The sequence below is a fragment of the Kitasatospora sp. NPDC057936 genome (genome assembly GCF_042887525.1).
Taxonomy (GTDB): domain Bacteria; phylum Actinomycetota; class Actinomycetes; order Streptomycetales; family Streptomycetaceae; genus Kitasatospora.
In genome coordinates this window covers 1-9,361 of sequence record NZ_JBHVPD010000176.1, presented here as the reverse complement: position 1 = coordinate 9,361, position 9,361 = coordinate 1, and the positions used below count along the sequence as shown (strand labels likewise).

Sequence of the window (9,361 nt, the reverse complement as noted above, 5' to 3'; positions counted from 1 at the left end):
GAGCCGCCTTCCAGCGGGCCCTCCGGGCGCTTCGTTCTTTCGTGTTTCCAGCTTATCAGATGTTTTCCGCTCCGTTTTCCGGGGCTTCGTCATCCGACTTGCTGCCGTCTTGACCGGAGCTTTACGCCCCGTCCGACGTCCTGAACTCTAGCCGATCCCCGCTCCGAAAAGCGAATCCGACCGAAGTCAGGCCACAATCCCGATAAACACACATGCCAAATACGCACCGAGCCGCGACAGGACGCGACCCGGCCCGGACCGGGAAGTGGTGTTTCAGAGGATTGGCCGCCCCGGGACCGTCCGCGCCGATGCGTGTCCGGTGCTCCCTGCCAAGCGGCTGACTGACAGTACTCCTACTCCGCGTCGGACACAAAATGCCCAGCTCGCGGCCGGTCCGACCACGCGACCCCGGAGCGGCGGCCGCGGGGCGCCGACCGTGCCACCCGGCCCGGGTCCGGTCGTGGCCGGCTCCCTCACTTATTCGCAACACCCGACCGGTTAGCACGCCTAGGATCTGCCCGACCTACCGGATCGGCCGGAACACGAGGTCACGTTTATCGGGGGGCATCGTGGGTGTCGTCGTGGGTGGAATCGTCGCCGTACTGGCAGTGGCGCTGGTGTGGTGGGTGGTCCGGACGTACAACCGGCTGGTCCGGCTCCGGAATCAGACGCAGGCGTCCTGGGCGCAGATCGACGTCCAGTTGAAGCGCCGGCACGAGCTGATACCCAACCTGGTCGAGGGCGCCCGCGGGTACGCGGCGCACGAGCGGGCCACGCTGGAGGCGGTCGTGACCGCCCGCGGGGCCGCGACGGACGCCGGTCTCGGGGTCGCCGGCAAGGCGGCCGCGGAGGACGTGCTGACCGCCTCGCTCGGCAAGCTGACCGCCCTGGGCGAGAACTACCCGCAGCTCAAGGCCGACCGCCACTTCGCCACGCTGCAGGCCGAGTTGGCCACCGCCGAGGACAAGATCGCCTACGCGCGGCAGTTCTACAACAGCGCCGTCCAGAGCTACCACACCGCGCTGGAGAGTTTCCCGGGCAACGTCGTCTCCGGGATCGGCGGCGCGCACGGGCGCCGGGAGTACTTCGAGGCCGGGGCCGCCGCCCAGGAGGCGCCGCGGGTGACCTTCGCATGAGCATGAGCCTTGAGGACCAGTTCTACTGGTCCGCCGCCGGCCTGTTCGTGCTCTGGCTCGCCGCCTTCGGGCTCGCCCTCGTGGCCACCCGGAACGGCGCCGTGCACGCGGCCCCCGCCACGCAGGAGTTCGGCCCCGAACCGGAGCGGCCGGCCGTCGTGGCCCTGCTGACCAACCGGTGGCGCTCCGTGGACCACGCCGCCGTGGCGACCCTGCTCGACCTCGCGGCGCGCGGCCTGGTCGAGGTGCGCCAGCCCGCGGACGACCCGGCGCAGAGCACGGTGCACGTCACCGGCACGGAGGCGGACACGGGCGACCTGACGCCGTACGAGCGGCGGGTCCTCGCCCGGATCACCGAGCAGGCGGGCGCAGCCGGCGCCCCGATCGGTGCGATCGCCTTCCGCGCGCAGGAGCGCGCGAGTTCGTGGAACGGCGCGCTGCGCAAGGAGATCGTCGCCGAGGCCCGGCTGCGCGGGCTCTCCCGGTCCCGGTTCGCGCCGCTGCTGTCCGGTGCGCTGGCCGTCGCCTCCTTCGGCCCGGGGGTGCTCCTCGGGCTGGGCGGCCTCACCGGCGGCCACAACATCCGCGCCGCGATCGTGGTCGGGGTCCTCCCGTCCGTCCCGCTGATGTACCTGCTGGCCAGGGCGCTCGGCGAGCGCGCGACGCGGCTCGGCCTGGAACGGGCGGGACACTGGGCCGGCGTCCAGGCCTGGCTGCGGGCGCACGAGGACTTCGCCCCGCTGCCGCCCGCGTCCGTCGCCGTGTGGGACCGCTACCTCGCGTACGGCGCGGCGCTCGGCGTGACCACCCGGACCTCCCGGCTGCTCGGCTTCGACGCGGGCGACAAGCGGCGCGTCTGGTCCTCCTACGGGGGCGCCTGGCGCCCGGTGCGGATCCGCTACCCACGTCTTCGCCCCGGCTTCGGCGCGACTCCCGCCCAACTGCTCCGACTGGCCGGCGCCGCAGCGGTGGTGGCCGTCGGCCTGGTCCTGTTCGCGGCGCTGCGCCGGCCCGAGTGGGCCGTCACGTCCGGCCCCGACGCGAGCCACTCGCTGCGCCGCCCGGGCCTGCTGCTGACCCTCGGCTGGGTCGGCATCGGGCTGCTGGCGATGGCGGCGGCCGGCCGCTTCAGCCGGTGGACGCTCTTCCTGGCGTTCCTCGCGACGATGCCCGGCAACTACGCGAGCGGCCACGGCTGGCTGACCCACGGCATGGACGGTTCGGGCCCCCTGCCGGGCGAGACCGCCGCGATCGCCGTCTTCGGCGCGGTCACCGGCTACTACCTGGTCCTCGCCGTCCTGGAGCGCCGCGCGCCGCTCACCGTCACCGGCGAGGTGCTGCGCCTGGAGCCGCGCAAGCGCGAGAAGGCGCCGCGGTTCCTCGCGGTGGACACGGGCGACTCGGACCGCACCGTCGCCTGGGCCCTGCCGGCCGGGGCACCGGAGCTCGCGCCGGGAAGGGTGGTCCGTCTGTCGGTGTCGCCGGGCACCCGGGCGGTCAGGTCGGCGGAGCCCGCCGCCACCTGACCGCGACCCACCCGCCGGCCGTGGTCAATCCGCGCGGCCGCGCGGGAGAACGGCCCGGACGACGGCGCCGGCGGGGGCGTTGGCGGCCGTGAACGTCCCTCCGAGTTCCTCGGCGCGTTCGGCCATCGAGCGGAGGCCGACCCCGGCCGTCGAGTCGCCGCCGGCCGTGGAGCCACCGCCGGGGAAGCCGGTGCCGTTGTCGGCGACCTCGACGGTGACCCGGTCGGCCGGGGCGTGGAGCGTGAGCCGGGCGGAGGTCGCACCGGAGTGACGGACCACGTTGTTGAGGGCCTCCCCGCTGATGCGGTAGACGGCGACCTCGACGGCGGCCGGGAGCGCGGGCAGCGGGTCGGGGCGCAGGTCGAGGGTCACCTTGAGCGACCGGCTGCCGAAGGTGTCGGCGAGCTGCCGCAGCGCGCCAGCCAGGCCCTCGCCGTCGAGGCAGGCGGGGGCCAGGCCGTCGGTGATCCGGCGCAGTTCGGTGATCGCCCGGCCGATGCCCGTGGACGCCTCGGTGAGCGAGGTGGCCGCGGTGGAGCCGCCGGGCAGGCCGGAGAGGGCGGTGTCGATCCGCAGGCGCAGGCCGGAGAGGGCGGGGCCGAGACCGTCGTGGAGGTCGTGGCGGAGCCGGCGCCGCTCCTCCTCGCGGGCCAGCACGAGCCGCTCGCGGCTGGCCCGGAGGTCCTGGTAGAGGCCGAGCGAGGCGATCGCGGGCGAGGCCTGGTCGGCGAGGAGGCTCAGCACCGCGCGGTCCTGCCGGTCCAGTTCGGTCTGCCCGGGGCGCGGTGGCACCAGCAGTTCGCCGATCCCGGCGCCCTCGTAGGTGAGCGGGAAGGCTTCGTACACGGGGGGAACGGCCTCACCGGGCAGGTCGGGCGTCCCGAACCGGGCCAGTTCGCGCGGCCCGCAGCGGGTCCGGACCCGGACGGCGGCAACGGGAAGCCCGAGGGCCTCCACGACCGTGCGGCACAGCAGCGGCGGCGCGTCCGCCGGATTGACGGCATGGCTCATCCGCTCCGCCAGCTGCCGCACCAGCTGGTACGGGTGGGCCCGCTCGCCGTAGTAGTACCGGTCCACGGCGCGCTCCACACCCCGGGCGGCCGGTCGCAGCAGCACACCGATGACCCCTGCCGTGGCCAGCTGCCACCACCGGGCGCCGGTGCCGGTGCCGGGCAGGAGGCGGTGCGTCAGGTAGACGGCGAGCAGCACGACGACGAACAGCAGCGTGCAGAAGGCGTAGGCGGTCAGGTAACGCCGGGTGACCCGGTCCAGGGAGAGCCGGCGGTCGCGCCGGAAGGCGGCGAGCGGCACCAGCATCCAGGCGGCCTCACCGGCCACGATGACCGCGTACGGCAGCCACGCGGGGTAGTCGCCGAGGTAGTGCGGGACGGTGGCCAGCGCGGCCCACACCCCGTAGACGAGCGTGACCTCGAACAGGTGCGGGTGCGATCCGGGCGAGCGCCACCAGCGGACCCCGGCCACCGTCAGGGTGAACACGAGGCTGCCCGCGAACACGTCCATGCCGTGCGGGCCGAGCCAGCCGTCCAGCCAGGCGAACAGCGCGGTGCCGTGGAGCGGGTTGGGCAGGGTGTCGAACGCGGGCACCCGGGCGGTGTTGGCGAACGCGAGCACCGCGCTCCAGGCGGCCACCAGTACGGTGATCGAGCGCCAGATCCCGCCGGGCAGCCGGGCGTCGGGGAGCCAGAGCGGGAAGCCGATCACCAGGAAGGCGTTGACGATGTCGGCGGCCAGCACGAGCGCCATGACCGCACCCGTGACCGCCGGACCGGCACCGGCGAGCGCGGCGGCGAGGAGCACCACCATGCGCAGCGACTGGAGCAGCCCGCTGACCACCAGGAGCGTGCCGAGCGCCCGGCTGTTGCCGTTGACCACCAGGAACAGCCCGGCGAGGGTGAAGATCAGGCCGAGCGCGACCCAGACACCGTCGTAGAAGTAGTGTCCGCCGACGCCCTCCGTCCCCGGGTGGGTGAGTGCGAGGAGCGACCACACCGCGGCGCTCGCCAGCGTGCCCGCGGCGACCGCCAGGGCTCCCACGCCCAGGCCACCACCGCTCCCGAACCCGCTCATCCGCTCACCGCCTCCCTGGTCCTCCCCATGGTCTCCGCGCCCGTGTCCCGACCGCACGGGCCACCGGTCCCGGTTCCTACGGGACCGGTGGCAGCCGCTGCCCGGCCCCCCTACTCCCGCGGGCCGGTCGCCGCGTACAGCGTCGTGCCGAGGGCCAGCAGGGTGAGGGCCGTCGCGGTGGAGGCGGGGGTGTCGGGGGGAAACGTCATCCAGTGGAGCACCTCACCTGCGGTGCCGCGCGGGGATGGGGTCAGGAGGGTGAAGGCGAGCCAGCCGACCGGGAGGGTCCAGGCGAAGTGGGCTCCGCACAGGACCGCGCCCAGGGCGGCCAGGCCGGTCAGCCCCGCTGCGGCGCGGACGACCACCGCCGTGGGGGCCAATTGTGTTCCTGCCGCCTGGACGGCCAGCAGGGCCGCGCCGGTGAGCAGGCCGATGAGCAGGACGTGAGCCGCCCGGCGGGACGCCCAGCGGATCGCGGCCGTCCGTTCCAGGGTCACGTCCCGGCCGCCGAGTCCGACGGAGGCGGCGGCGACGTTCGTGGTCAGGACGAGGATCGCCGTCCCCACCTCCGCGTGCTCCGGACCGTCGAGGGCCCAGAGCGCCGCCGTGACGAGGGCGATCGCGGCGGCCGACACGGGCACCTGGCGCGAACGGGCGTACAGCGTCAGCCACCTCATCGGGCCGCCTCCCCGGTCAGTGCCCGGAGGTGGCCGTAGCCCGAACAGGAGACGGTCGCGGCACGCAGTTCCGCGATCCGGGAGCGCTGCTCGGCCGGCGGCAGTGCTGTCAGCCTCTGCCAGGCGTTCTCGGCCTCCGCCCAGGTCGTGAGTTCGTACGCCTCGGTGCCGCGGTCCTCCAGCGGCTGGAACCGTGCGTCGTGGAGGGCCCAACTCACGGCGATGCTCTGGACGGCGACGCCGAGGCGGCCCCCGCCCTCCCGGTCGTTGTCCCCGTGGCAGGTCGGTGCCAGGCCCTTCCCGATCAGCACGCGGGTCAGCTGCTCACCCGTCGCGTCGCGCAGCAGCCGTTCGTCGAAGTCCACCATCACCACGTCGGCGGAGAGGGCGCGTTCGGCGCCGAGCGCGTAGAGCGCGGTGTCCTCCCGCACCGAGGTCGGCGCCGTGTCGCCGAGGACGTCGTGCAGCACGCGCAGCGCCTCCTTGCCGCGCAGCGAGAGCTCGGGCAGGCGGTCGCGGTTCGCCTGCGTCACGCACACCGGCCCGTCGCAGACGAGCGCGGCGGCCGCCTTGTCGACGACGTAGGTGTCGCGGGCCTCGGCCGGGAGAACCGCCAGGGCCAGGGCCGCGCCGGTCAGGACGGGAACCACCCCGAGCAGCCGGCTCCGGCGCGTCGTGGCGGCCAGCAGGGCGAAGCCGGTGCCCAGCAGACCGAGCAGCCAGAGCGTCTGGCCGAGGTGCACGGAGCCGGACAGGGTCAGCAGCATCTGCCGCGGATCCACGGTCACCGGGGAGAACAGGGCGAGCCGGTTCGGCGCCAGGCCCGACGGCAGGGCCCCGTCGCCGCTCTGCCGCAGCAGGAGGCTCCCCAGCATCAGGAAGGTCACCACCAAGGCGGGCGGCGTGAGCACGGACGGGAGCGCCCGCGCGACGCCCATGCCGAAGACCGCCCCCGCGACGAGGGCCAGCACCGCCACGAGAGAGATCGGCAGCCAGCCGAGGGACATGTACGTCGTCCGGCCGAGGCCCACTTCGACCCCGCCCACGATGAGCAGGAGCCCGAAACCGCAGGACACCCCCAGCGACATCGCGCCCGCCGGCAGCGCCGCGCGGCGCCAGGCCGGACTCGGCGTGGTGCTCAGCAGCTCGCCCATCCGCGAGCGGGAGTCGCGCAGCCCGTACGCCGCCCCCAGGCCCACCACCAGCGGCCACCAGAACCCCAGCAGGTACCGGGTCCACATGGCCATGGTGGTCCACTGGGCCGTCCACCCCGCGTTGCCCCGCCACCAGATGCCGTCGATCAGGAAGAAGACCGCCAGGCTGCCCAGCAGCACGACGCCGCCGGCCCACGGCGCGGCCGAGCGCTTCAGCTCGGTCCGCAGCACCCGCCCGTTCACCACGTACCCCCCGGCTGCCCGGAGTTGCTCAGCAGCGCCGAGTAGCCGCGCTCCAGCGGACTGTCACCCGGGTGCTCGGGGCCACCGGCCGCGGCCAGGGCCTCGGGCGTGCCCTGGAACACGAGGCGGCCGTCGGCGAACAGCACCACGTCGGAGCAGGCCGCCGCGACGTCCTCGACCAGGTGGGTGGAGACGATCACGCAGGCCTCGCGGCCCAGTTCCTGCAACAGCTCGCGCAGCCGCAGCCGCTGCGCCGGGTCCAGGCCGACCGTCGGCTCGTCCAGCAGCAGCACCGTCGGGTCGTTGACGATGGCCTGGGCGATGCCCGCCCGCCGCACCATGCCGCCGGACAGCGTCTTCATCCGGTGGTCGGCGCGATCGGCGAGGCCGACCCGTTCCACGGCCCGCTGGACGGCCCCGGGAATGTCCGCCTTCGGCACCTCCTTCAGCCAGGCCATGTACTCGACGAACTCGCGCACCGTGAAGCGCTTGTAGTAGCCGAACTCCTGGGGCAGGTAGCCGATCCGGCGCCGCAGCGCCCGGTGGTCGCCCAGCGCGCTCACGGGGGTGCCGAGCAGCTCCAGCGAGCCGGCGGCGGGGCGGAGCACGGTGGCCAGGGCACGGATCAGGGTGGTCTTTCCGGCGCCGTTGGGCCCCAGGAGGCCGTGGGTGCCGGTGCCCAGGGCGAGGTCCAGCCCGTCGACGGCGAGCTTCCGCCGCCCGGCGCGCACGCTGAGGCCGGTGGCCCGGACCTCCCAGGCGTAGGTCTTCGGCGCGATGTCGACCGCGCTCGTCACAGGTGTCATGGATGGTCCCTTTCGGGGGCATCGATTGGGTTTCGAAGGTCTGGGGTTTCGAGGCTCTGGGTTTCGAGGCTCTGGGTTTCGACGCTCTGGGCTTCGACGCTCTGGGCTTCGAGGGTCAACGAGGGCTTCAGAGAGCCGAGTAGACGTTCCGACGGGCGACCACGGCGCCGACGCCGAGCGCGAGGAGCAGTCCCCACAGGGGCAGGACGTTCGCCTCCAGGACGACGGGAACGCGCTGGGTGAACCAGGCGGGTGCCACGACGGCGACGCCCCACACGGCGGCCAGTCCGGCGGCGGCGCGGGTCACCCCGACGACGCTGCCCAGCGCCAGGGCGGCGGAGGTGAAGGCCAGGGAAGGCAGCAGCCATTGCGCGGCCGTCATCGCCCCGGTCAGCCAGCCGTGCACCAGCAGCCCCGGCAGCACGACGCCGAGCACCGCCGCGGTGCGGCGGAGGAGCAGGGGCAGTCCGGCGCGGGCGGTCGACGCCGTCAGTTCGTGCGCCGGATCCAGGCCGCGCGACCACGACACCGCCACACCGCACAGCGGCAGCACGGGCGCGACCAGCAGCAGGAGCGAAGGGCTGCCGAGGGTGGCCGACGACGCGCCCCCGTCCAGCAGCAGAGCGGCCAGTGTGACGGCGGCGGTCATGGCCAGCCAGGGAGCCATGACGGGCGTCAGCCAGGCCGTCACCCAGCGGGGCCTGCGTCGCCGGGCGGGCGCCCGGACGGCGGCGGCCAACTGCGGTTCCAGACCGGCCCGGACGGAGTCGACGAGCGCGGCGATCCCGGGTGCCTCGCCGGGGACCGCGGCCGCCAACCGCCCGCGGCACGGCGCGCACGTCTCCAGGTGGGACTCCAGCGCCCACAACGTGTCCGCGGGCAGTTCGACGTCACCGCGCGCGTAGTCGGCGATGAGCCCCGCCGACGCGTGTTCCGGGCTCATGCCACCTCTTGTGCCAGTGCTCATGCCAGTTCCTCCCGCATCGCGATCCGGGCCCTGCGGGCACGCGTCTTGACGGTCCCTTCGGGCAGCCTGAGCAGGACGGCCGTCTCCCGGACGGACAGCCCGTCGAGCACCATGGCCTGCAGGACCTGCCGCAGTTCCGGCGCCAGCCGACGCAGCGCATCGCCGACGTCGCCGCCGACGGTCCCCGCGAGCGCCTCCTCCTCCGCCGCCGGCACCACCGCCGACTCGGCGGCGGCGACGGGCGGTTCGGCGTGGTGCGCGCGACGCCGGAAGGCGTCCACCAGCCGGCGCGCCGCGATCGTCCACAGCCACCCGACGGCCGTCCCGCCCACCGCGCTCCCGGCGAAAGCGCCGGCCGCGCGCCACACCGCCAGGTACGTCTCCTGCATGACCTCGGCGACGATCTGCTCGTCCGAACAGCGACGGCGCAACCGCACCGCCAGCCACGGCGACGTCCGGCGGTACAGCTCCTCGAACGCCCCGCGGTCACCTCTGGCCACCAGGCGGAGGAGTCGCTCCTCGTCCAGCTCGTCCAGTGCTCTCCTGCGTGATCTCACACCAGCCAGACGCCGGATGCGGCGTGCAGGTTCTTGATTCGGCGTGACCTGCGTCACAGCCGGCGGCGCTCGGGGTGTCCGGGCGTTGTGTTCGGGGCCTTCGGAGTGTTCGGGAAATGCGAAAAGCCCCTGATCCGAATGGATCAGGGGCTTTTCTTGAATGATTGTTCGGCGGCGTCCTACTCTCCCACAGGGTCCCCCCTGCAG

The 9,361-nt window shown here is 74.1% G+C and carries 8 protein-coding genes; 2 read left to right on the top strand and 6 right to left on the bottom strand.

Translation table 11 applies throughout. The features are described 5' to 3' along the window. Positions 1-581 precede the first annotated feature (581 nt). Positions 582-1,136, top strand: a complete 555-nt coding sequence (locus ACFVU9_RS44845; protein WP_380510589.1) for a LemA family protein — start codon at positions 582-584, stop codon at positions 1,134-1,136. Next, positions 1,133-2,662: a DUF2207 family protein gene (locus ACFVU9_RS44840; protein ID WP_387603753.1), complete on the top strand. Its 1,530-nt coding sequence runs from the start codon at positions 1,133-1,135 to the stop codon at positions 2,660-2,662. Before ACFVU9_RS44845 ends, ACFVU9_RS44840 begins: the two co-directional genes overlap by 4 nt. A gap of 24 nt (positions 2,663-2,686) precedes the next feature. Here ACFVU9_RS44840 and ACFVU9_RS44835 read toward each other — a convergent pair whose 3' ends face one another. The 6 genes from ACFVU9_RS44835 to ACFVU9_RS44810 form a co-directional block, all read right to left on the bottom strand. Next, complete coding sequence (locus ACFVU9_RS44835; protein ID WP_387603751.1) at positions 2,687-4,750, bottom strand: sensor histidine kinase; 2,064 nt, start codon at positions 4,748-4,750, stop codon at positions 2,687-2,689. Between the two features lie 110 nt (positions 4,751-4,860). Beyond that, entirely contained in the window at positions 4,861-5,427 is a 567-nt protein-coding gene (locus tag ACFVU9_RS44830; RefSeq protein ID WP_380510581.1) for a hypothetical protein, read from the bottom strand. Next, positions 5,424-6,824, bottom strand: coding sequence for a hypothetical protein (locus tag ACFVU9_RS44825; protein ID WP_380510578.1), 1,401 nt, complete (start codon positions 6,822-6,824; stop codon positions 5,424-5,426). The genes ACFVU9_RS44830 and ACFVU9_RS44825 overlap by 4 nt, the downstream gene beginning before the upstream one ends. Then, complete coding sequence (locus tag ACFVU9_RS44820; RefSeq protein ID WP_380448634.1) at positions 6,821-7,630, bottom strand: ATP-binding cassette domain-containing protein; 810 nt, start codon at positions 7,628-7,630, stop codon at positions 6,821-6,823. The genes ACFVU9_RS44825 and ACFVU9_RS44820 overlap by 4 nt, the downstream gene beginning before the upstream one ends. Positions 7,631-7,757: 127 nt before the next feature. Next, a complete protein-coding gene (locus ACFVU9_RS44815) occupies positions 7,758-8,573 on the bottom strand; it encodes a zf-HC2 domain-containing protein (protein ID WP_387603758.1) in 816 nt (271 codons plus the stop codon). A 20-nt stretch (positions 8,574-8,593) separates the two neighbouring features. Continuing rightward, positions 8,594-9,154 (bottom strand): RNA polymerase sigma factor, encoded by a 561-nt coding sequence (locus ACFVU9_RS44810; RefSeq protein WP_380448637.1) that lies wholly within the window; start codon positions 9,152-9,154, stop codon positions 8,594-8,596. Positions 9,155-9,361: the final 207 nt, after the last annotated feature.

Excerpts from the sequence above, each read along its gene's own strand:
- ACFVU9_RS44840 (WP_387603753.1), top strand. The coding sequence starts at position 1,133 with ATGAGCATGAGCCTTGAGGACCAGTTCTACTGGTCCGCCGCCGGCCTG.
- ACFVU9_RS44835 (WP_387603751.1), bottom strand. The coding sequence starts at position 4,750 with ATGAGCGGGTTCGGGAGCGGTGGTGGCCTGGGCGTGGGAGCCCTGGCG.
- ACFVU9_RS44830 (WP_380510581.1), bottom strand. The coding sequence starts at position 5,427 with ATGAGGTGGCTGACGCTGTACGCCCGTTCGCGCCAGGTGCCCGTGTCG.
- ACFVU9_RS44820 (WP_380448634.1), bottom strand. The coding sequence starts at position 7,630 with ATGACACCTGTGACGAGCGCGGTCGACATCGCGCCGAAGACCTACGCC.
- ACFVU9_RS44815 (WP_387603758.1), bottom strand. The coding sequence starts at position 8,573 with ATGAGCCCGGAACACGCGTCGGCGGGGCTCATCGCCGACTACGCGCGC.